Annotated in this window: 14 protein-coding genes; 4 read left to right on the top strand and 10 right to left on the bottom strand. The window is 48.0% G+C overall.

Annotated elements, in window-relative coordinates:
* Positions 1 to 3 precede the first annotated feature (3 nt).
* The 9 genes from H9J30_RS07025 to malQ all read right to left on the bottom strand — a co-directional run bounded on the left by H9J30_RS07025 (position 4) and on the right by malQ (position 18,369).
* A complete protein-coding gene (locus H9J30_RS07025) occupies positions 4 to 1,101 on the bottom strand; it encodes a CobW family GTP-binding protein (RefSeq protein ID WP_240130378.1) in 1,098 nt (365 codons plus the stop codon).
* A 123-nt stretch (positions 1,102 to 1,224) separates the two neighbouring features.
* Complete coding sequence (locus H9J30_RS07020; RefSeq protein ID WP_240130377.1) at positions 1,225 to 2,610, bottom strand: DEAD/DEAH box helicase; 1,386 nt, start codon at positions 2,608 to 2,610, stop codon at positions 1,225 to 1,227.
* A 246-nt stretch (positions 2,611 to 2,856) separates the two neighbouring features.
* The gene (locus tag H9J30_RS07015; RefSeq protein WP_240130376.1) at positions 2,857 to 5,886 is read right to left on the bottom strand and encodes an EAL domain-containing protein; all 3,030 of its coding nucleotides are present in this window, start codon (positions 5,884 to 5,886) and stop codon (positions 2,857 to 2,859) included.
* Positions 5,887 to 5,995: 109 nt separating this feature from the next.
* Positions 5,996 to 7,585, bottom strand: coding sequence for a glycogen/starch synthase (locus H9J30_RS07010; protein ID WP_240130621.1), 1,590 nt, complete (start codon positions 7,583 to 7,585; stop codon positions 5,996 to 5,998).
* 67 nt (positions 7,586 to 7,652) lie between these two features.
* On the bottom strand, positions 7,653 to 8,915 hold the full coding sequence (gene glgC / locus H9J30_RS07005) for a glucose-1-phosphate adenylyltransferase (protein ID WP_240130375.1): 1,263 nt from the start codon (positions 8,913 to 8,915) through the stop codon (positions 7,653 to 7,655).
* 119 nt (positions 8,916 to 9,034) lie between these two features.
* A complete protein-coding gene (locus tag H9J30_RS07000; RefSeq protein ID WP_240130374.1) occupies positions 9,035 to 11,548 on the bottom strand; it encodes a glycogen/starch/alpha-glucan phosphorylase in 2,514 nt (837 codons plus the stop codon).
* Positions 11,549 to 11,550: 2 nt separating this feature from the next.
* Positions 11,551 to 13,803, bottom strand: coding sequence for a glycogen debranching protein GlgX (gene glgX / locus H9J30_RS06995; protein ID WP_240130373.1), 2,253 nt, complete (start codon positions 13,801 to 13,803; stop codon positions 11,551 to 11,553).
* Positions 13,800 to 16,040 carry a 1,4-alpha-glucan branching protein GlgB gene (glgB, locus tag H9J30_RS06990; protein ID WP_240130372.1) on the bottom strand — a complete coding sequence of 747 codons (2,241 nt, stop codon included), beginning with the start codon at positions 16,038 to 16,040 and terminating at the stop codon, positions 13,800 to 13,802. The genes glgX and glgB overlap by 4 nt, the downstream gene beginning before the upstream one ends.
* Positions 16,041 to 16,053: 13 nt before the next feature.
* Positions 16,054 to 18,369: a 4-alpha-glucanotransferase gene (malQ, locus tag H9J30_RS06985; protein WP_240130371.1), complete on the bottom strand. Its 2,316-nt coding sequence runs from the start codon at positions 18,367 to 18,369 to the stop codon at positions 16,054 to 16,056.
* 508 nt (positions 18,370 to 18,877) lie between these two features.
* Between malQ and H9J30_RS06980 the strand changes: the two genes are divergently transcribed.
* The 4 genes from H9J30_RS06980 (at position 18,878) to H9J30_RS06965 (ending at position 23,150) form a co-directional block, all read left to right on the top strand.
* Positions 18,878 to 19,510, top strand: a complete 633-nt coding sequence (locus tag H9J30_RS06980; RefSeq protein WP_240130370.1) for a peptidylprolyl isomerase — start codon at positions 18,878 to 18,880, stop codon at positions 19,508 to 19,510.
* 411 nt (positions 19,511 to 19,921) lie between these two features.
* Positions 19,922 to 21,070, top strand: a complete 1,149-nt coding sequence (gene yiaY, locus H9J30_RS06975; RefSeq protein ID WP_240130369.1) for an L-threonine dehydrogenase — start codon at positions 19,922 to 19,924, stop codon at positions 21,068 to 21,070.
* A gap of 717 nt (positions 21,071 to 21,787) precedes the next feature.
* A complete protein-coding gene (locus H9J30_RS06970; protein WP_011071674.1) occupies positions 21,788 to 22,159 on the top strand; it encodes a hypothetical protein in 372 nt (123 codons plus the stop codon).
* A 778-nt stretch (positions 22,160 to 22,937) separates the two neighbouring features.
* Positions 22,938 to 23,150 carry a hypothetical protein gene (locus tag H9J30_RS06965; protein WP_240130368.1) on the top strand — a complete coding sequence of 71 codons (213 nt, stop codon included), beginning with the start codon at positions 22,938 to 22,940 and terminating at the stop codon, positions 23,148 to 23,150.
* A gap of 50 nt (positions 23,151 to 23,200) precedes the next feature.
* Here H9J30_RS06965 and H9J30_RS06960 read toward each other — a convergent pair whose 3' ends face one another.
* A complete protein-coding gene (locus H9J30_RS06960; RefSeq protein ID WP_011790136.1) occupies positions 23,201 to 23,569 on the bottom strand; it encodes an acyl-CoA thioesterase in 369 nt (122 codons plus the stop codon).
* Positions 23,570 to 23,709: the final 140 nt, after the last annotated feature.

Genomic DNA, 23,709 nt, shown 5'->3' with positions numbered 1-23,709 from the left:
CACTTAGACGACTAAGCAATCAAGCAGCGCTTGTTCAATGGCATCCCAATTCAATGCCTCGGTGGCAATAATTTCCAGTCGGGAATCTAGGCTATCGTCCAGCTCTGTCACCGCCATATCACCATCACTCCAATTTATCCCAGCAATACCCTCGTTGGTGATCATCACAGCCTTTAATCGCAAAAGTGCAGAATGGCCTTGAGTCTGCGCCGAAATAAACTGCATGAATTTATCAAAATCAAACTCTTGCATTGGCTCAACGACCCAGCCGCAGCTAAAACAGCCTTCCCCCTGATTGTGTTTACGTACTAGGCCGCGCGCATCGAATTGAAATCGTTGCTCGCTCGCGCCCTCGGCAAAAACACCCTGTAATCCTAAGTTGTCAGTAGGTTTACGCAAAAAACTTGAAGATGCTGTCACTGGTGTAAAAGCGGCGGATTTGCCATTCAATGCTTTTTGACGCCGTGGCAGCTTAAGGCTGTCGAGCAACGTTTTGGATAATCCCTGTGACGCATTGTGTTCAATCACACGAGTATCACTCAGCTGTAACTCATTCAAATATTGACTTAAGTCGTGCTTCAAGTGTCCGCCCTCTGCCGCTTCAAACTCGGGGTATAAATCGGTTTTCGTTGTGACTATCACATCGGCAACTTGCAACTGCTGGATAAAATTATCGTGCCCATGGTAACGCTCATCCCTTAATTTGCGGACATCGATAAGGCATAGGGTGCTCTGTAAGCTGATAACATTGTGATAATGGGGCGCACTTAGCACTTTGATTATCTCGTTGGGATGCCCAAGCCCCGTCGGCTCTATCAGCAATCTGTCGGGTTTAGCACGGGCGATCAGTTGATTAATGGCCACTTGAGTCGGCACGCCTGCGGCGCAGCACATGCAGCCACCCGCCACCTCTCGAATTTGTACGCCGCAGCCGCTGGCATCCATCAACCCTGCATCAATCCCGACTTCGCCAAACTCATTGACTAATACCGCCCAGGTTTCGCCTTCGGGTTTAGTCTTAAGGAACTGTTTGATAAGGCTAGTTTTACCGACGCCTAAAAAACCTGTGATGATATTGGTGGGAATAGCTTTGGCTATCATGGACGACACTCTCATGGCAACGAACAGAATTGAGGGCACTCGAGTGTAGGGATTATCCCGTTAAAGCTCAACAAAAAGCGCGCCAATGGCGCGCTGATAAATGGATAAACCGATGCTGATAAATTATTTACCCTTTTGAGTATTCGGCTTATTTTTAGCGTATTTACCTTCACGGGCTGGCGATTTACGCGCCCGAGCTTGGCTTTCGCTCGATTGACCAAATCCGGCGTTGCCGCCAAAGCCACCCTTACCTCGCGTGCCATTAGCTTTAGTGCCATTGCCGCCCGCCCCTTTAGCCCCTGTATTGCGACTACTCTTGTAATTCCACTTAGCTGGCTTTGTGGTTGTCGTAGGCGCCTCACGGTAACGCGCAGGCAGCGGTGTGCCTTCCTCGTAACCCGGTTGCACCGTCACTGGCAAGGTTTGGCCAATCAAGGCCTCAATCTCGGCCAGCATCTCATCATCAGCAGGAGACACAAATGATATCGCACGCCCCGAGAGCCCCGCACGGCCAGTGCGACCAATACGGTGAACATAGTCTTCCGCCAAAAAAGGCAACTCTAGGTTTATCACTAAGGGCAGCGCCTGAATATCTAAGCCGCGCGCCGCCACATCGGTCGCCACCAGCACCCGCAGTTTGCCCGCCTTAAAATCATCGAGTACGCGATTACGCGCACCTTGGGTTTTATCCCCGTGGAACACGCCCGCACTGATCCCATCGAGGGTGAGCTCCTGCAATAGATGCTCAGCGCATTCCTTGGTGCTAGCAAATACCAGCACCTGACGCCAATTATTGCGCCCGACAAGCTCTGACAATAACTCGGCCTTGCGGCGCTTATCGACTCGATAAACGAGCTGCTCAACGGTGGATGCCGTGGTATTTTCAGCCACATTGACCCACTCGGGTTGATTGAGCATCTTATGGGAAAGCTGCTTGACCGCATCGCTGTAGGTGGCTGAAAACAACATGGTTTGATGCTCAGTGGCGATTAGACGTTTTACCTTTTCAATATCGCGCACAAAACCTAAATCGAGCATACGGTCCGCTTCGTCGATCACTAAGGTGGTCACAGTCGAGAGATCTAAATGGAACTGGCCAATAATGTCGAATAGTCGCCCTGGCGTTGCCACCAGAATATCCACGCCCTGCTCCACCCCTTTACGCTGGGGATTCATATTCGCGCCGCCATAAACGGCTAAGGTTTTCAGGGGCAAAAACTGGCTATATTTCTGAATATTCGCGCACACTTGAATCGCCAGTTCTCGGGTTGGCGTCATCACCAGCGCCCTAAGCAAAGGCTTATCATTTGGCTGCTTTGACAGTTGCTCAAGTACGGGTAAGGCAAAGGATGCGGTTTTACCCGTGCCCGTTTGGGCGCAGGCCATAATGTCTTTTCCTTCGAGCGCGAGGGGGATCACCTGCTGCTGCACTTGCGTGAGCTGTTGATAGCCACACTCAGCTATCGCATTCAAAATAGGGGAAGATAAGTCGAGTGTGTCAAATTTCATAAAAGCTCTTTTTGTTAGTGCGAAGTGTTAATGCAAAACCACTGAGTGCAGCTTGGTTGAATAAAGTGCGGCGTCGTTAGCTGTCATTATCAACCGCCACTCTAATCAACTGCGGCAAGAATGAACTGCCATTCGAATCAGCTGCCATATAGCCCTTTACGGGGCCGCGGAGTCTAGCAAAGTTTACGGCGCATTTATAGGCAAAAAATGACCATCAGCGCAGGGCAATAGTTTCACTGCTATCAACTAAATATCTTTCACTAAATACTTGTTCGCAAACTCACTGGCGTTCACCGGCTTTGAAAATAAGTAACCTTGACCATAATCGCAGCCTGCGTCGAGTAACACTTGACGCTGTGCCTCGGTCTCAACCCCTTCTGCGATGACTTTCATGCCCAATTTATGGGCCATCACAATAATGGCTTCACACAGGGTGTGATCGTTTTCATCCGTATCAATATTACGAGTAAATGATTGATCGATTTTTAAATAATCGATATCGAATTTTTTCAAATACGCCAGTGATGAATAGCCAGTACCAAAATCATCTAAAGAGACTTGTACACCCGCATCCCTGTAGGCTAACAGTTTTTCGGTCACCCCCATGCTGGCATCGAGCAATAAGCCCTCGGTGATTTCGACGCAAACGCCCGCGCCCGTAACATCAAGCTGTTGCAGTAACTCGAGCCAATTGTGTAACAATGCCCCCTCATCACGGAACTGAATGGGCGATTTGTTCACACTGATCTGAATTTCAACGCCCAAGGTCTTACGCCACTGGGCACTTTGGCGCGCGGCCTGTTCAAATACCCAATTACCAATCTCAACAATTAGCCCAGTATCTTCAGCGACGGGAATAAACTCCGCCGGCGACACCGAGCCCCGCTCCGGATGGAACCAGCGTAATAAGGCTTCAGCCTTAAGCACTTCACCCGTCGCCATGGTCACTATAGGTTGATAGTGCAGCTCAAATTCTTTGTTAAGCACGGCTTGGCGGAGATCGTGGATTAATCGCATGCGATATTTTGCGTATTCCTGCATCGAAGGGGTAAAGTAGTTGAAACGATTACGCCCCTGATCTTTTGCAGCATACATGGCTTGATCTGCATGTTTTAGCAAACCCTCAATGCTGGTCGAATCGTCCGGATAAAGCGTGATCCCAATGCTCGCACTGATATAGGCGGTTTCTTCACCTAAGTAATAGGGCTCGGCAATACGCCTTAAAATATGTTCCGCAACGCGCTCAATCCCCTTATGATCCGCCATTGAACTGAGCACAACGGTAAATTCATCGCCGCCAAGTCGCGCAACCACATCCGCCTCTCGCACGCTGGATTTTAGGCGAATAGCGGTTTCTATCAGTAATTGATCCCCCATAGCATGACCTAAGGTATCGTTGACTTCTTTAAAGTAATCGAGATCAAGAAACATCAAGGCAAAGTGAGTACGGTTACGGTCGGCATTTTTAATTTCAGCACTTAAATATTCGAGCAACATGCGCCGGTTAGGTAAGCCAGTCAAGGTATCGTAGTTTGCCTGCTTCCAGATTAAATGTTCACTTTGTTTTTTATCGGTAATATTGGAAAAGAGTGCAACACGGCGGTACGGTAAACCGTCTTTATCTTTGATGGTGTTGATGGTTAACCAAATTACATATTCTTCATTGTTTCTGCGCCGTTGCCGCATCTCCCCCTGCCACTGACCTTTATCACGGATATCATCATTCATCTGCTGATAAAACTCATGGCCATTGAGGTCGCAATACATCATACGAATATGCTGCCCACGGATTTCAGACTCGCTATAGCCTGTGATTTCGGTAAAGGCAGCGTTTACGGTAATAATCACACCGTTTTCATCGAGCACGCTCATGGCTTCTGAGCTATTGTCATACACCAATGCCGAGAGTTTTAAGGACTCTTCAATCAACTTAGCTTCAGTGATATCGGTATAAGTACCACACATTCTTAGGGCATTATTGTTGGCATCGCGACTCACCACCTTGCCCGTATCTAATATCCAGCGAACATCACGGTTGAGGGTTTTTAAGCGGTATTCCATCCTATGCTGCGGCGTTTCTCCGCGAATGTGGGCTTCAATTGATTGCAGCACTTGAGGTCGATCTTCTGCAACAATCGAGTCCATCCACTGGCGACTATTGGCATTAAGCATGTCGATATCACATCCTAAAATATCGGCGCTGCGAGTATTGCGCTCAATATGATCATTGCGAATATCCCAGTCCCATACCCCAAGATCACTACTGCTTAATACCAATTCGAGCTGTTCACGACTGGCAAGTACTTCTCTATCGGCAAGGGTTTGAGCTGTTACATCCAAATACCCCGAAATAACCAGTAATACCTGATGATTCGTACGCTTACAGGCCACCGTCATATGGGTGTAAACCAGTGAACCATCCTTAGCGATAAAGCGTTTATCTAATTCATAATTATCAATATTACCAGCAAGCATCTGCTCAAATTTGGCAACATCAGCGTCAAGATCATCTGGGTGAGTAAGCTGCTTCCAGGTCATATGCAACAACTCATCCTCTGAGTACTTCAGCATCTGACACAGCCTTGGATTCACCTTTATCCACTTTTGATCAATACCCGTTATCGCAATTCCAATATTGCCGATGTTAAATTGGCTACGGAACAAGAAATCATCTTGCAAACGGATTTGTTCATCTCGCTCCAATTCAAAGCGGCGGGACAGTAAACGACTCAACAACCATGTTGCGAGGGGATAAATCAATAATATCGGTAAGGTGATTTTAGACAGAACAGGTACTACATGTTGGCCAGGCAATAGAAAAAACCATGACAACATGACTAAATGCACTAAGAAAGCAAAACTAATCACTTCTGTGCCCGAAATACTCGCTAGGTGAGCCTTTCGATAATGGCGCCATATCACACCAATAAGGCCAGAGGTAATAATCACTCCAACCCCAACCCACATGGCAACACCACCAATACTCAGCCGGTAAAGCGCGGTGATAACCACGGCTATTGCCGTTGGCAAACCGCCAAAAAATAAACCTGAAACACATAAAAGCACTGAACGGGTATCGAAAATAATCCCAGGTTCATACATCCATGGTGTACTCATAATCGCGACACCAATGCCACCTATGAGTACGCCAATTCCCAGCCGCCAGAGTAAAAAATACTGCCGCTGATGCTTTTTAGGAATCGCATCATACAAAAATACCAGCGCCAGCAATAAAGCCGCATTTTGCACTAAAGGTAAGAAAATGCTTTTATCCATGAATGTGGAAGCAACTCCAGAAATGAGTGAGAGAATTATCTTACGATAACTTTTTCCCACAAGTGTAGCAGAATTGCTTACAAATCATGCTCTAATTACAAGGGCTAACTCACAAAATGTTATAAAGTTGTTTATTGTAATCAAGGGCGATGCTATGCCAATCAAACCGCCGAGCCTTTGCCTTACGTTTTAGTTGCGTCCAATCACTACTGTCAAATCTCTCTAGTGCTTCGACCAGCTTCGCCAGTAAAGCCTCGCCCTGACTTTTGATATCTTCGCCATAAAACACAAAGCCATCGACACCATCCTCGATCGTATCTCGTAATCCGCCCACCCCATGGACGAGGCAGGGTTGACCGCTACGCATGGCGAGCATTTGGCTGATACCGCAGGGTTCGAAGGAGCTTGGCATCAGGAACAAGTCACCCACTTGGTAAAGGCATTGGGAGAGTTCCTCATGGTAGCCCTGAAGAAACACAAAATGGGCATACTTAGCCGCAAGGGTTTGAAAAAACTGCGCGATCTCTGGGTCACCACTACCAAGCAGCACAAATAACGCCTTGGGCTGCGTCTGCTGTAACTGTTGCAGTAACGTCTCTAATACCGATAAGCCAGAAGGTAAAATATGGCGAAGGATCAGTACTTTTTGATCGGTAAGTCGGCCAACTGACGTCAGCAGAAAAGTCGGAAATTCCCCCACAGAGGCTTGGCGCCACAGCGCCTGCAGCCGAGTAAAGGCAATCATATCGACGCCACTAACCTGACTTTGAGCTGCCTGCCACTGTACTAAAGCCGACTCAATACCACTCAGTAGCGCCGTAAACTCAGCTAATCCCATTCGCTTGAAAGACTTTTTCGTCAACGCTTGGGGATATTCACAACCATTTAAAATCCCCAGCACCCGACCTTGGTCAGCTTTATGTTGCAAATCGGCCTCAAGCCCTTCGCCACCGAAAAAACCTCGCTCGGGTTGCGAGGGTAATAGCACTTCCTTGGCATAGGTGGGTGAGACTAAATGCACTCTATCGGCGAGTCGAATACCCATCCGCATCGGGTTAATACAATGGGGATAACGCGGATCAATAATGTCCGCGAGTTGAGTGACATCCAAGTGGGCAAACAGGCTAGGAAACCAAGCCGCGAAAGAGGATGCATCATGGCTGAGCGGCCTAATCCCCTGTAACGCCAGATTATGAATTGAAAACACACATTCAATGGCTTGCAATGCCTGATATTCAGGCGCGAATGCCCGCAACATGGCTAAACAGCCCGTATGCCAGTCGTGCAAATGCAGCAAATGCGGCATAGGCACAAGCCCAGTCACTAAGGCTTTGGCAACGCTTACGCAGAGGAAGGCAAACTTAGTCGCATCATCGGCAAAGGGGCGATCCTTTGTGCCTTGGCTATAAATTTGCCCGGGGATCGATTGCCAAAGCCCGTGCTCAAGCAAGTAAATATTGGCGCCCTTCACCTTTGGATGCGCCAGCCAATACAACTTAATCGGCTCGTTGCGCCCAGCAAAGCTCACCTCAAACTCACCAATTTGCTTAGCGCCTTGGGCGGTTAAAAAACCGTAGCTGGGCATAATGACATCGGCTTGGATCTCAACGCCCGCGAGAGCTTGGGGCAAGTCGCGGATCACATCCGCCATCCCCCCTACTTTTGCTCCTTTGAGTGCCCCATTTTCGGCTGCGACCATTAATATGCGTTTCACCTAACTTAATACTCCAACAAGGTTAATATTCAAGCTCATTAACGGCTTAGCATTATTCGTAGCCCACCGGCAGCCCTAACATATCGCGGGTGACTAAGGTGATGCCCTTCTCGGACACCCTAAAGCCTTTTGCCCTGTCATGGTCGTGGTTATAACCAATCACAGTACCTTCGGGGATAATACAACCCCGGTCGATAATGGCGTTTTTAATCTTGCAGTGGCGCAGCACCACCACGTCGGGCAGCACTACCGAATCTTCAACCAGCGAGTAGGAACAGACTCGCACCTCATTAAACAATACGCTGCGACGTACGGTTGCGCCCGAGATAATACAGCCACCGGAAATGATCGAATCCACCGCCATGCCGCGTCTATCATCATCGTCGAATACAAACTTGGCGGGCGGTAATTGCTCTTGATAGGTCCAAATGGGCCATTTCGCATCGTAAAGGTTTAATGCGGGTGTAGGCGATAACAATTCCATATTGGCCAGCCAAAAGGAGTCTAAGGTACCCACATCGCGCCAATAGGCTTGCTCGTTCGGGAAGGCACTCTTAAAGGGATAGGCAAACACTTTATGTTTTTCGATGATCGAGGGAATAATATCTTTGCCAAAATCGCGATCGGAGTTGGCGTTCTGCGCGTCTTTTTTTAGCTGATCGAATAAAAACTCTGTGTTAAACACATAGTTGCCCATCGAAGCTAGGCATTTCTCGGGATTACCGGGGCAATGTTTTGGTAGCTGAGGCTTTTCTTCAAAGCCTAAGATACGCATATCATCATCGACTTCCATCACCCCAAATGCGCCCGCCGCTTCAGCCACTGGCACTTCGAGGCAGGAGACGGTCATATCGGCGCCAGATTCAGCATGGGCGGCCAGTAAGCCTGCATAATCCATGCGATACACATGGTCACCCGACAGTACCATCACATACTTAGGTAACTCGTGGCGGATAATGTCGATATTTTGGAATACCGCATCCGCCGTGCCTTGATACCAATTCTCAGAGTAGCGTTGTGAGGCAGGCAAAATCTCTACCGACTCGCCCAACTCCTTTTTAAAGTGGCCCCAACCGCGCATCACATGGCGAATTAACGAGTGGGATTTATATTGGGTCACCACACCAACGCGGCGGATCCCCGAGTTGATACAATTCGACAGTGGAAAATCGATGATCCTAAACTTGCCACCGAAATACAACGCGGGTTTAGCCCGCCAGTCAGTGAGTTCATGTAAACGCGAGCCTCGGCCACCAGCCAGAATCAATGCATAGGTTTCACGAGTTAAATTACTGATATAACGTACATTAGACATAGGCTCTACTCCCCAAATAGCACATTAGTGCCGATGACTTTTCCACCACTCATTTCAGGACCGAATAGGCCACATAGCGGCGTTTTCCTGCGTGTTCCTTCGCTCATATTCCGACTCCCTTATAACTTCCAAATTTCATCCCGATAGCCTGCAATCGTCACATCGCTGGAGAAACGGCCGCTGGCCGCCGTGTTGCGAATGCTCATTTGGGTCCACTTTTGCTGATCTTTGTAAGCGTTAGCGACAGCCTCCTGAGCTAAGCGGTAACTATCAAAATCCGCCGCCGTCATCCATTGATCATCCTCACTTTCAATCGCGGCGATAATGGGGTCAAAAATCCCCGGCTCCAGCAGATTAAAGTGGCCACTTTTTAGTAGCGCCATCACCTCAGATAAGGCTTGAGACTCAGCGATAATGCGTTTTGGTTGATAATTTAAGCGCATAGCAGCAACTTGCTCAGCATTGAGTCCAAAGAGGAAAAAATTATCCTCGCCCACCTCTTCAAGCATCTCGATATTGGCGCCATCTAAGGTGCCAATGGTAAGTGCGCCGTTCATCATAAACTTCATATTGCCCGTACCTGAGGCTTCCTTTCCCGCGGTGGAGATTTGTTCGGAGACATCGGTGCCCGGACAGATTTTTTCCATGGCACTGACGTTGTAATTGGGCAAAAACGCAAAACGTAGATAAGGCGCCACCACAGGATCGGAATTGACCATATGGGCGACATTACTGGCGAGTTTGATAATCAACTTCGCCATAAAGTAACCGGGCGCGGCCTTACCGCCGATCAGCACACAGCGTGGTACCAGATGCTCTGTATGCCCCTGTTGAATTTGATGATAAAGATGGATCACATGCAGAATATTGAGTAGCTGACGCTTGTACTCGTGGATCCGCTTAACTTGCACATCAAACAGCATAGAAGGGTCAAACTCAACGCCACATTCCTTGGCGATCATATTTGCCAGCAATACCTTGTTGGCTTGCTTCACCTCACGCCACTGTTGAATAAAACTGGCATCTTGGGTTAAGGCATTGAGCGCCATAAGCTGGCTTAAATCCGTTACCCAACCCTGCCCCAAATGGCTACTTAACAGTTTGGCGAGCGCAGTATTGCAATGGGCTAACCAACGCCTTGGCGTTACTCCGTTGGTACGATTATTAAACTTCTGCGGCCAGAGGCTGTAAAAATCCTTAAACAGACCCGACTTTAATAATTGGGTATGTAATCCAGCGACACCGTTCACCGAAAAGCTCGCCACAATCGCTAAGTACGCCATCCGCACATGGGGATCGGGGCCTTCTTGAATAATCGACATACTGGCAAGCTTGTCAGCATCCCCTGGCCAGTGGTGAGCGACTAAATCGAGGTATCTGGCGTTGATCTCATAGATGATTTCTAAAATCCGCGGCAACATCAGCGCCATCATGCGCACAGGCCAACGCTCTAATGCTTCGGGTAACAGCGTATGATTGGTGTAAGCCATCGTTTGGCTGGTTATCGCCCAAGCGGCATCCCACTCGAGGGCGTATTCATCCACCAGTAAACGCATTAACTCAGGTACGGCGATGCTTGGGTGAGTATCATTCAGCTGCATCACATTTTTTGCCGCAAAATGGCTGAAGTCATGGCCGTGGTGATGCACCCAACGTTTCAAAATCGCCTGCAAACTGGCGGAGGACAAAAAATACTGCTGACGCAGGCGCAGTTCCTTACCGTTCTCACTGGCATCATTGGGATACAGCACCATAGTGATCTGTTCGGCGAGGTTTTTGCGCGCCACCGCCTCGGTATAGTCTCCTTGGTTAAACTCTGCTAAATCAAAGTCATCGGTAGCTTCAGCCTTCCAAAGTCTGAGGGTATTGACACGGCCATTGCGATAACCGGGTACAGGCATATCGTAGGCCACGGCGAGTACATCTTGGGTATCAACCCAAATCATGTGTCTGCGCCCTTGTTTATCGACATAGGATTCGGTGTGACCGAAGAACTTTACAGTCACATTATGATGGGGAACACGTACCTCCCAAGGATTACCCTCACGTAACCAGCGGTCTGGGCGCTCAACCTGATAACCATCAACAATTTTCTGGGCAAACATGCCGTATTCATAACGAATACCATAGCCAGTGACGGATAAATCTAGGCTTGCGCAACTGTCGAGAAAGCAAGCCGCGAGTCGTCCTAAGCCACCATTGCCTAACCCCGCATCATGTTCGGCCTCTTCAAGCTCCTCAAGAGAAACCGAGTAATGACTTAAAGCTTCACGACTATCTTGCTCTAAATCTAAGCTTAACAAGGCATTACCTAGTGTCCTGCCCATTAAAAACTCAAGTGACAAATAAGCAACTTGTTTGTTGTCATAGCTACTATCTTTGATGCGAGTCTCACGCCAATCGTCCAGCATTTGCTCTTTAACGCTAAGGGCAAAAGCCTGAAATAACTCTCCTCTAGCGCCTTCGCCACGACTTAATCCGTAACGCACATGGCGAGTAAAAGAAGCGGGCAAAGCATCGCAGGGGTCACAGGGTTCATGGGCAAGCGTTTTTAGACTCTCAACAGCTATCGTTGCACGCTTTTTAGGGGTAACGCCGCTGGTACTTGGGCTCAACTCACTGTCGTGGCTCATAATTAATTCCTTATAAAATCAGCATGAAACAGCATAAGACTGCGATCTTGTAGTAAGTATCGTGTTGGTGAGGACTGAGCATCCAGCGGCTCAGTGGGAGTAAGGTATTGCGGTTCGGTTTGAGTATGTAGCAAGCATTGCCACGGACCTAAATGCTCAAAAACAGGCAGGGTAAAAGCCAATGGATGCTCATCGGCATTCACCATTAACAGCAAGGCTTGAAAGTGGTTGTCACCAGCCACATCGCTGCCGGCGGTTAAATCACCGGATAACACCACGCAGAGACTGCGGCACATAGACTCGCTCCACAGGCTTTTTGTCATTGGCTTACCTTGTCGACTAAACCAATCTAACCTCGCGCTTGGCTGGGTTAAGAACTTTGCAGCACCTAAAGGCGACTCTGAGGGCGATTCGAGAGAATGAGCCACCAGCTGTTCATGGATAAAACGTTTGGCGCACAACAGCGGAAAGCGTTTACGCAGGGCGATAAGTTGTTGGGTAAAACTCAGCAGATTTTTATCCATTCCCTCAGATGACCAATCAAACCAATTCATCGGGTTATCTTGGCAATAGGCGTTATTATTTCCGCCTTGAGTGCGGCCCGTTTCATCACCGCTGAGCAGCATTGGCACGCCTTGGGATAAGAATAAGCTGGTCAGCAAATTGCGTTGCTGACGGGCGCGAAGTGCCAGAATGGTGGCGTCTGTAGTGTTCCCTTCCACTCCGTAGTGATAGCTGAAGTTCGCATGGTGTCCATCGCGATTCTCCTCACCGTTGGCCCAATTGTGCCGCTCGCAATAACTCACTAAATCTTTCAGGGTAAAACCATCGTGACTGGTTAAAAAATTGATACTGGCAGCGGGCGGGCGGCCGCTATGCTCAAAGAAATCCCCCGAGCCATGAAATCGCCGCGCAAACTCCGGCAGCATGCCATGATCACCACGCCAGAAACGCCGCATGGTATCGCGGTATCTGTCGTTCCACTCGCTAAAGGCCACCGGAAAATTACCGAGCTGATAACCGCCTGGGCCAATATCCCAAGGTTCAGCAATCAGTTTCACCCGGCAAAGTACCGGGTCTTGCAGCAGTGCATCAAAAAAACCACTACCAGGGTCAAATCCATAGGCTTCACGGCCAAGGCAAGCGGCTAAGTCGAAGCGAAAACCATCAACGCCCATCACTTCGACCCAGTAACGCAGTGAATCTAACACCAACTGCAACATGCGAGGATGATTGAGGTTTAAGGTATTACCGCAGCCGGTATCATTGATATAAAAGCGTTTATCATTTGGATGTAGGCGGTAATAACTCAGATTGTCGATACCGCGAAAGCTAAAGGTCGGCCCGAGGCGACTGCCTTCGGCGCTGTGGTTGTAGACCACATCAAGAATCACTTCAATGCCCGCGCCATGTAATGCATCCACCATAGTGCGAAACTCTGCGATATTCTCACTCGACAGATAACTCGGCTCTGGTGCAAAAAAGCCTATGCTGTTATAACCCCAATAGTTAGATAGCTGTTTTTCAAGCAAAAAGGGTTCGGAGAAAAATGCCTGAACCGGTAACAGCTCAACGCAATTCACGCCGAGGTTAACCAAGTAATCTATCGCAGCCTTTGATGCCAACCCGGCAAAGGTGCCACGTAGCGGCACATCTATCTCAGGGTGCAGCACGGTAAAACCCTTTAAGTGCATCTCATAAATAATGCACTGCTCAAGCGGTAGTGGATTTCGATGAGGTAAAAGTGGCCGAATAGCCTGCAATTTTGCCGCAGCAAGCAGTGGGCGAATATCGACGACCTTGCATTTGGGGATAAAAGCCGCGTTATCTAAGGTACTGAAAGACAAGTCTTCATTAGGACTATCTATCTCATAGCCAAAGTTGGCGATATGATGGTGATAACGCCCCACGAGCTGGCGCGCGTAAGGATCTAACAACAATTTATGCGGATTAAATCTGTGGCCTAATTGCGGCTCGTAGGGACCATAGACACGGTAGCCATAAAGCTGACCACTACTCAGTCCATGTACATACAAATGCCAGATTTGCTGGGTCTGCTCCGTCAGGGCGATGCGCTGAATTTCCACCTCGCCTTGGGCATCGAACAGACATAACTCCACCCCAGTGGCATGGGCCGAAAACAGGGCGAAATTCACCCCGCCATCATCGACCGTCGCCCCTAAGGGAAAAGGCTGCCCCGCGCTTAGGTTATAGGCGATTGAGCCATCAGCATTTACAGGCACAGGATTCGTCATAAGCTAACATCTCTGTCGGGCGCATCCGTCGCAGGCCCGAGAATTAAGCACCCCAGAGGCGGTACAGTGATCAACGCGCTCGATGCCATGCCCTGCCAAGGTAAATCTTCGGCAATGACCTTACCCGCATTTCCCTGATTACTGCCACCATAGAGATGGCTGTCGCTATTGAGGTATTCGCAGAAATCCCCACCTTGAGGTAAGCCGATGCGAAATCCTTGGTGTAGGGTTGGTGTCATGTTCACCACAAACACCAAGGGCACATCACTGCCCTCACCATAGCGGACAAAACTAAAAATACTGTCGCGGCCATTATCGCAGTCGAGCCAGCGAAAACCCTGTGACTCATAGTCGAGCACGGATAAGGCGGGAAATTGTCGATAAAGCTGATTCAGATCGCGAAGCCAGCGCTGCACGCCTTGATGGGGCTCGAAGGCGAGCAAATGCCAATCGAGGCTATGGTTATGGTTCCATTCGTTGCGCTGGGCGAACTCGCTGCCCATAAACAATAATTTTTTACCTGGATGCCCCCACATAAAGCCGTAATAGGCTCTAAGCGTGGCGAACTTTTGCCAATCATCGCCGGGGATTTTATGCAGCAAAGAGCCCTTGCCGTGCACCACTTCATCATGGCTTATCGACAGCATAAATTGCTCCGAATAGGCATACATCAGGCTAAAGGTCAGCTGGTTATGGTGATATTGGCGATAGATGGGATCGCGGCCTAAGTAGCTTAGGCTGTCGTTCATCCAGCCCATATTCCACTTAAAGCCAAAGCCAAGCCCAGAGCAGTCCGTCGGCTTAGTCACCCCAGCAAAGGCGGTGGACTCTTCAGCAATCATGCAAATACCCGGAAAAGCTTGGTACAAACGCTGATTCAACATTTGCAGAAAATCTATCGCCTCTAAATTTTCCCGTCCGCCATAGGCATTGGGTAGCCATTGCCCCGGCTCACGGCTGTAATCGAGATATAACATTGACGACACCGCATCAAGCCTTAGGCCATCGAGGTGAAACTCCCGCAGCCAGTAGCAGGCATTACTGAGCAGAAAACTGCGAACCTCACCACGGCCATAGTTGTAGATAAGCGTGTCCCAGTCGGGATGCGTCCCCTTACGCGGATCTTCATGCTCGTAAAGACAAGTGCCATCGAAACGCACTAAACCGTGGGGATCTTTAGGGAAATGCGCCGCAACCCAATCGAGTAATACCCCAATATCAGCTTGATGGCAGGCATCGATAAAGGCTTTTAAGCCATTAGCATCGCCAAAACGATGGGTTGGCGCATACAGACCAACGGGTTGATAACCCCAAGAACCATCAAAGGGATATTCGCTCACCGGCATCAGCTCAATATGGGTAAAACCTTGTTCCTTAACATAGGGGATCAACTGTTCGATTAAGTCTTGATAATCAAAATATTGCTCACCAAACTCACCTTTTCGCCGCCATGAGCCCAGCTGCACTTCGTAGATAGACATGGGCGCACGGTGCCAAGCCGTGGTCGCACGTTTTTCCATCCATTGTGCATCCGCCCACGAGTGTTGGTGTTTTTTCGGCACGATGGAGGCATTGTGCGGCGCGCATTCCATTTGAGTCGCCATGGGGTCTGATTTGACGTGACGCTCGCCATTTTGATAAACCAAATCAAACTTATAGTGCGCGCCTTCAACAACATTGGGCAGAAAAATCTCCCACAAGCCGTTGGCCATATGTTGACGCATCACATGGCGAGTATCATCCCAATGATTAAAATCCCCCACCACTGAGACGCGTTTAGCATTGGGTGCCCAAACGCAAAAATGCACGCCTTCGACGCTATCGACTTGACGCCAGTTGGCACCGAGAAAACGATAGGCCTGCTCAGAGCATCCCTCGCCAAAGAGGTATAAATCCTCACCATTAAGGAAAGAGCCAAACTGATAAGGGTCGATAATATCGAGCTCACAGAGAGGATAAGTCACCCGTAACGCATACAAAAACGGCTTAACCCGTCTGCCAAGCGTGCCCGCAAACAGTCCCGCCTCATTGACGCGCTCAAGGCTCGCCACTTTACGGCCATCCTTAAGGCTTATCACATCAACCTTTTGGGCATTGCGTAAAAAACAGCGCACAACCAAGGCCTTGCCCTCATTGATGCTGTGCATGCCAAGCAGGGAAAACACATCCGTATATTGACCATTAAGCAGTGCGACATCGCTACCGTCATAGAAGTAAGTCTGGGCTTGAGTCATCATTTGGCTTCCATTTTTAGTCAAAGGTGTTATCTGTTTGTTCAGCGATTTCCGGCAAATGTCTCGCAGCAGCAATGCGTTGCAAACGCAGAGCGACAGTGTTTTGGGCCGCGGCATCCCTTAAGGTGATCGGCAATCGTCGCTGCCAATTGGGGTACTCGAGCCAAGTGCCGGGGATATTGACCGCATGGCGATCAGCCAGCAGATCGCACCACTGCACGCTGTAAAGCGCGCTGTTGCCCGAAGCGCCAAATGCCATCCATGCGGTTAATAAATCATCAAGATCAATCTGTTGAATATCTGTCTCAGGCAATAAACCTTGTGAGATTAACCTGTGCACAAGCTGGTGTTTTTCCTGCTCACGCCCCGCCAGTGCCTCACCTAATTGATCGTCGGTTGTGAGCAACTCGAGTTGACGCCTCAGGTGCAAATCGCTGCCCGTCCACCAAGCGACTAAGGTCGGCACATCGTGGTTTGCCAACATCATCAAACTTTGAAACTTATATTGGCTCGGCGGCTTAAAGCCCTGATGGTCTTTGCAGAAGTAGAAAAGCTCGTTGGAATAGACTCCCGCCTGATACAGGCGATGAATAATATCGGGTGGGACTAGACCTAAGTCTTCACCAATCACCACACAGCGGGCACGTTGACTCTCAAGACAGAGTATCGCCAGCAAGGTTTCAACGGGGTAATAGACATAGGCGCCCTGCCCGAGACGTTTATCCAGAGGCCACCACCAGAGCCGTAATAGCCCCATCACATGGTCAATTCGCAGTGCGCCACAGTGCGTCATATTGGCGCGGATTAACGCAATAAAATGGCGATACCGATCTTGCTTTAACTTAATCGGATCGAGGGGGGTTAAGCCCCAATTTTGGCCTTGGGGCGCAAAGGGATCCGGCGGTGCGCCTATGCTAGCGTTTAGACAAAACAGTTGTGAATTGGCTTGTACCTCAACACCTTGTAAGGCTGCACCCACAGCAAGATCGCGAATAAGCCCGATGCCCATGCCCGCTTCTTTTGCCTTAAGCTGGCACAGTTGCAGTTGCTCTTCAGCCACAAACTGCAGGTACAAATAAAAGCATTCATCCTGCGCAATGGCGCTAGGGCTACGTAAATATTCGGCCTGAGCAAACTCCCGTAGCGCCTCACCCTCTTGTTTGACAAAATCATCAAAACGCTGCGCCCTCATCGTATGTTGTTGTAAATGGCTTTCACAAAACACTGTATATAAACGGGCAAAGGCACGGTACTTAAGCTCACTCACCTTGGGATAATCGAGCCAATTTTCAGTATTGAGTAGTGCAATGGCTTCTTGCCATTCCTTGGCGGCAAATTCCTCAGCCAAGAACTCAAACTCAGGCACGCTCGACAAGTGAATATACAGAGGATTAAGCCGGCGCCGATCACAGGGACTATAGGGACTAGGCTGTTCCGGCACGGCAATATCTAAGGCATGTAATGGATTGAGTTGAATAAAATCAGCGCCATATTCGGCAACTAAGGTGATGAGTTGCTCTAGATCGCCAAAATCCCCGATCCCCCATTGGTTATCACTGCGCACACTGTAAAGCTGAACACTCACGCCCCAAGGTTTATGTCGCCTTCCTTGAGCCACAGCGCTCATAACCCCTTGATAGGCGGTTCGCGGTGCCAGCATAAAGTGGCCATGGAACTCATTCACCTTCCTTGCCGTTGGCTTAACGTGGTGATCCCCTGAAGTGCAATCCCCCAAAGTTGAAGTCGTATCACCCAAGCTGACGCTGACTTTGTGATAACCCAGCCCGAGGCAGGACACATCGCTGAGCTTGCCTTGCTCAGAGGCATCGCCGCAATCAAACTCATGCGCTAAAAGATCGAGACGATATTGAATAAACTGGCATTCGTCGGCAAATGGGCTATCGCCATGTCGCGCTAACTCGGGTTTCTCAATACGATAATCGCCGATAGGCTTTAAGGCTGAGAACAGCGCCTTAAAGACAATCACTTCACCTTGCTCACAAGCAAACTTAAGCAGCAGATCGCCACGGTAAGATTGAGGTAAATATAAGCACACCCATGGTTCATCGACATAACACCAATGAAATGCCGGTATTACTTGGGTCCAATGCTGTGCATCTAATTGATAAACTTGGGCTGCAATAGTGCCCTCAGTCAGCTTATTTGCCACAGGTGGCTCAGCACCGGTCTCGTCATTCGGCACATAAGTATCCTGTAACATACAGGTCAAAATCCCTTGCCTGTCAGCTTCGGGAATGCGAATGTACTGGCCGAAGCAGTCGGTAAAGTCTGCTCCTACGCCCCGCAAATACAGCAACTTCTCCAGCCCCATATTTTTGTCGCTCCCGCAACCGCTCATCCATAGCCTTAGATAGGCAGTAACCATGCCAGTCCAAAATAACAGCTTGAAGACAAATTTATGTCAGCCAGATGACAACAAATAAAATTTATAAATCAGCATCTTGAATAAAAAGCATCGAAGTAAAAGCCAATGTTTTCTCATCTATCGCTCAATCCAAATGCACAATATTGAAGCAGGACGTGGTTAAAAAAGGTGCAGCGCGCTTAAATGGCGCAAGCAACTATAGGAGCAAGCTTTATCTCGACCTCCCGAATTTTCGGCTTAGGCCTGTCTTAGCCGTGCGAGAAAGTCATCATAGTTTAGCTGCAACACTTTGTATCAATAGCATTTTTCATCTTGAACTCCTATTCACACCTCTGTCACTATCCGCGCACAAAACAAAAACAACACCAAATAGCAACATTCCATCACCTTACCCAACACATTCGAGCAAGGTGTGTCGCAGGGCTGATGGTGCGCAATCAATAAGGAAATTCAGATGAAAAGCATGACGGGACTGATATTAGCCAGCAGTTTGAGCTTAGCCCTCAGTGCCTGCGGTGGCAGTGGCGATGAGCAAACCCCTTCTATCCCCACACCGGATCCAACGCCTCCCACGTTAGCAGCAGATGTGTGCTACTTAATGAGCACGACGAAGGGAGATATCACCCTTGCCATCGATCTCACTAATACCCCCATTACCGGTAAAAACTTCAAACAATATGTCGATAAGTCTTTTTATAACGGCACCTTATTCCACAGAACCATCAATAACTTTATGATCCAAGGCGGGGGCTTTACCACGGGATTACAAAGCAAACCCACAAATGCCCCGATTAAAAACGAAGCCTCTGTCGGTATCAGCAATAAACGTGGCACTATCGCCATGGCGCGCACCACAGTGCCGGATTCCGCAACATCACAGTTCTTTATCAATGTGTTAGATAATCCGCAGCTCGATGCTTCAGCGAGTAGCTATGGCTATGCCGTATTCGGTAAAGTGGTTGAAGGTATGGATGTCGCTGACCAAATCAGTATTGTGCCGACTAAATCAAGCAACGGCTTTAGCGACACCCCCGTACAAGAGATTTTGATTAATAGCGTGAAGGAAACCACCTGCCCCACTGCTTAGTGCTTAATCAAACTGAACAAAAGCTAAAAAGCACTGGAGATTCAGTGCTTTTTGGTGCTGTGATAGTATGAAGGGATGATTCATCTCCTTGGATGTTACCAACTAATGGCATGGGCCCCGCATCCATTTCATCTGCGTCCATCTTAGCTGCAATATGTCCAGATTATCACCAATCTATCTTCGCATCGCTAAACAAGCAAAAGCTGAAAAAAGCCTTCAAAAACATAGCGTATGCAAACCTTAATCTCTGTCATAAAAGTTCATTATTTAGTTATCTAGTTCCAACTTTAGTGGGAATTTCACCTCAGGAATCTACCTAAACCGATCTAGATCACAACTTGGCTACCCCTTAATTGGTAGTTTGGTCACCAGAAAGAAACAAATTTAATATACAAGCAAATAGGTGGACATATGGCTGCTAAATTTTTTATTCCTTCCGTCAACGTACTAGGCAAAGGCGCTGTAGATGATGCTATTGGTGATATCAAAACCTTAGGCTTTAAGCGCGCGCTTATCGTAACGGATAAACCTTTAGTCAATATTGGTCTGGTCGGTGAAGTGGCCGAAAAACTCGGTCAGAATGGCATTACATCAACCGTATTTGACGGGGTACAACCTAACCCAACCGTTGGTAACGTTGAAGCAGGTCTTGCGCTGTTAAAAGCCAATCAATGCGATTTCGTGATTTCACTCGGTGGCGGCTCACCACACGATTGCGCTAAAGGTATAGCCCTTGTGGCAACTAACGGTGGTAGCATTAAAGACTACGAAGGCTTAGACAAATCCACTAAGCCACAACTGCCGTTAGTGGCAATCAACACGACCGCCGGTACTGCCAGTGAGATGACGCGTTTCTGTATCATCACCGACGAAGCTCGCCATATCAAAATGGCAATTGTCGATAAACACACCACGCCATTACTGTCAGTGAATGACCCAGAGCTGATGCTGAAAAAACCAGCAAGCCTAACTGCTGCAACAGGTATGGACGCGCTAACTCACGCGGTTGAAGCCTATGTGTCTATTGCCGCGAACCCCATTACTGATGCCTGTGCAATTAAGGCAATTGAACTCATTCAAGGCAACTTAGTGAATGCGGTAAAACAAGGCCAAGATATTGAAGCCCGTGAGCAAATGGCTTATGCGCAATTCTTAGCGGGTATGGCCTTTAACAACGCCAGCTTAGGTTATGTGCATGCCATGGCGCACCAATTAGGCGGTTTCTACGATCTACCCCACGGTGTGTGTAATGCCCTATTACTACCCCATGTTCAAGAATACAACGCTAAAGTGGTGCCACATCGCCTAAAAGATATCGCCAAAGCGATGGGGGTCGATGTAGCCAATATGACCGATGAGCAAGGTGCAGCTTCGGCTATCACCGCAATTAAAACCTTATCCGTTGCGGTGAATATCCCTGAAAACCTGACATTACTCGGTGTGAAAGCAGAAGATATTCCAACGTTGGCTGAAAACGCATTGAAGGATGCCTGTGGTTTCACAAACCCTAAACAGGCAACCCATGCAGAGATCTGTCAGATCTTTACTAACGCGTTATAAGGTTATAAGCCCATACGCTTTATAGAGCATACGCATTAGCGCCCGTTAATTTGCGCACCAATTGACAGGATGTTGTTCGGCTAGCGCCAGCTAACGACATAAGGATCGGCCCAAACAAGGGAACTTGTTTGGGCCTTTCTTTTATCCGCAAAGAGCGCCAAACAGTCATTGTATCGTTCATAAAACCGCCACCAAGCCTTAATTTTCAGCAATTGGGATCGCAGAGATCGAAAATTTTTTCAAACAGCGCAAAAACGTGATCTTGGTGGGTTACATGCTGTTACAAATCCGCTAGACTGGCTTCAGTTCGCTTTTTCCCTGCAAAAGATGAAGCCAGCTGAGAGGCCCATTCTAAGGAATGGGCCTCTTTCCATTCCAGCCCTCACCAAGCACACACTTCCCCCATATTTTGCTAATGTTAAATGGCTTACTCGTAAAGCATCTTTTATATTTTACCCCATTCGTAATTGGTGCTTTATTGCGCAGTAGTTAAGCAAAAACGAATTTGAGTGCAAAACTGAGAGATAGCCCAAAGTTATTCGTTAAAAACTCATGCTAAATAAGACCTATGGGAAATCAAATAACTGGCTCATTTTTATATAAAAACACTTGTAAAAACTGTGATTTATCTCGGGCGATATCAGCGTAATTAATGATTGACCGAATTCAAAAACGATGCCTATGATGGCAGCAATATCCTCTACAGGTAGGTACGCTATGACAGCAATTACTCATGTATACAACTACACAGTTAGATGTCCGCATTATAAAGATCCTGAACATAACGCAAGTTGGTTAAACCATATCGAATTAAACCAGTCGAGTGAAATTGCACTAAACCGTATCACCAAATGGCATGAGCTCTCAGGCACTAAATCCTTTGAAACCAGCAAATTTGTCGTGCGCAAAGCCGAAAATGAAGAAGCCTATTTTTCGATGCAAAGCGATAGACTTAAAAATGATGGCCATGCGCTAGTCACCTTTAAAATCTTCCTTGATACATGCTGCGACGACGCTGCGCCAGAAGAAATTATGCAGCACCTTATTCAAGACTATCAGCAACGTTTAGCCAAACTCGAGCAAGCTTAATTGTTATTGGTAAATTACAGTTAACTCGAGCAAATCGAATCAAACAAAAATGCCAGTGCAAAAGCTCTGGCATTTTTTTATTTGTTAAAGCAGTACAAGTTGTGCCAACACAAAATCGACCCTCAACGCACTACCAAACGCTAATATTTGCTAAACGCATTCTTGATTCATATCAGTAATAAACCTGAACTCAGGGTAACGATTGTCGAAAAATCTAAATTTAACAAACTAAATCAATGCCATAAATGATTATTTCAAAAAGGGAAAACCTATTTCCTGACTGAATGTGCAGATTTTTGCGCATATCAAGGCGCTCTGTCTTACGCCATAGCGGGCTATGGTTAGACAGAGCAACGCCGAGAGGTCCGAAAAGAGGCCTATTCAGCGGCTCTACTTATCCTGAGCTCAGATTAGGGCGTGTTGACGTTTCGAGATTAGATTTTGTTCGTTCTGACAAACACGTGCTCGCGAAACGAGAAATGATGTGTCGTTGTTCTACTCAAATGACGAGCGGCTCTTATGACAGAAAGTAAGAGCAAGGGCTTGCTAGGCGAACCCTTCGGGCAGCATTTAGCTGGCTTTTCTGCCGCGTTATCGTCCGTTTATGTAGAATAACTACACCGCACGGACTTTGCCTTGCATAAACGGTGAGCCAAATTGCGGCAAAAATAACCCTGAAACGTCAACACGCCCTAATAACATTCGCAAGATTCTTAAGGCGCAGTGCGCAACTATTTGGTATCTTGCGTGGCACAAGTTAGTTTTCAGGATGATTACAATGAAAAAAGCCACACTCCTTATACTGTCACTGCTACTTGCGACAACAGCCTGCGCTGATTTAAAAGATGCCGGACGCGCCATCGGCACAACCACTAAGGATGTCACCAAAGAAATTGGCCACGCGACCCGTGACACCACCAAAGCCATTGGCCATGCCTCGCGAGATGCAGTTAAATCGGTAAAAGAAGATTTGACGAAGGACTCAGAGTGACGCCAGTGCGTCACCCTGTATTAGCTAAAGGTCTTATCAAGCTCAAGGCATTATGCCGCATTAGCGCGAATACCATGGGGGACTGGTAACCCTTGTGCATTCACGTTTACAAACACCATCTTATCGATACTTACCACCGGCGCTTGCGTCATCTTATTACGCACTTGGCAGCTGACCGTAATTGAACTGTGCCCTAGGCTGACAAGCTCCAAGCCAAATTCCAACACATCCCCTTGACGCGCTGGTGTCATAAAATTGATTTCCGAAATCAATTTAGTCACATGACTCGTAGTCTTCATCTGGCAGGCGGCAAAAATAGCGGCTTCTTCGTCAATCCAACTCAATAACTGGCCGCCAAATAGGGTATTTGCAGGATTTAAATGCTCGGGTTTAACTAAACGACGACTGTAATATTTCATGACGGAGACCTCACTGTGAATGCCAAGTTTTACAACCAATTCATAGCATTATTTAGGCCAAGATAAATAACCATTAAATAACAATTAGATAGCATTATGTCTTTGTAAAACGTTTAAAAATTTGCACCAACTCGAGCCAG

Source organism: Shewanella cutis (assembly GCF_022410515.1).
Taxonomy (GTDB): Bacteria; Pseudomonadota; Gammaproteobacteria; order Enterobacterales; family Shewanellaceae; genus Shewanella; species Shewanella cutis.
This window is presented reverse-complemented; position numbering and strand designations above follow the sequence as displayed.

What these genes read in the sequence shown, in the direction of transcription:
- H9J30_RS06970 (WP_011071674.1), top strand. Translation starts at nt 21,788, where the DNA reads ATGACAGCAATTACTCATGTATACAACTACACAGTTAGATGTCCGCAT.
- H9J30_RS06960 (WP_011790136.1), bottom strand. Translation starts at nt 23,569, where the DNA reads ATGAAATATTACAGTCGTCGTTTAGTTAAACCCGAGCATTTAAATCCT.
- H9J30_RS07015 (WP_240130376.1), bottom strand. Translation starts at nt 5,886, where the DNA reads ATGGATAAAAGCATTTTCTTACCTTTAGTGCAAAATGCGGCTTTATTG.
- H9J30_RS07000 (WP_240130374.1), bottom strand. Translation starts at nt 11,548, where the DNA reads ATGAGCCACGACAGTGAGTTGAGCCCAAGTACCAGCGGCGTTACCCCT.
- glgC (WP_240130375.1), bottom strand. Translation starts at nt 8,915, where the DNA reads ATGTCTAATGTACGTTATATCAGTAATTTAACTCGTGAAACCTATGCA.
- H9J30_RS07020 (WP_240130377.1), bottom strand. Translation starts at nt 2,610, where the DNA reads ATGAAATTTGACACACTCGACTTATCTTCCCCTATTTTGAATGCGATA.
- H9J30_RS06965 (WP_240130368.1), top strand. Translation starts at nt 22,938, where the DNA reads ATGAAAAAAGCCACACTCCTTATACTGTCACTGCTACTTGCGACAACA.
- H9J30_RS06980 (WP_240130370.1), top strand. Translation starts at nt 18,878, where the DNA reads ATGAAAAGCATGACGGGACTGATATTAGCCAGCAGTTTGAGCTTAGCC.
- yiaY (WP_240130369.1), top strand. Translation starts at nt 19,922, where the DNA reads ATGGCTGCTAAATTTTTTATTCCTTCCGTCAACGTACTAGGCAAAGGC.
- H9J30_RS07025 (WP_240130378.1), bottom strand. Translation starts at nt 1,101, where the DNA reads ATGATAGCCAAAGCTATTCCCACCAATATCATCACAGGTTTTTTAGGC.
- glgX (WP_240130373.1), bottom strand. Translation starts at nt 13,803, where the DNA reads ATGACGAATCCTGTGCCTGTAAATGCTGATGGCTCAATCGCCTATAAC.
- glgB (WP_240130372.1), bottom strand. Translation starts at nt 16,040, where the DNA reads ATGATGACTCAAGCCCAGACTTACTTCTATGACGGTAGCGATGTCGCA.
- malQ (WP_240130371.1), bottom strand. Translation starts at nt 18,369, where the DNA reads ATGGGGCTGGAGAAGTTGCTGTATTTGCGGGGCGTAGGAGCAGACTTT.
- H9J30_RS07010 (WP_240130621.1), bottom strand. Translation starts at nt 7,585, where the DNA reads ATGGTCGCAGCCGAAAATGGGGCACTCAAAGGAGCAAAAGTAGGGGGG.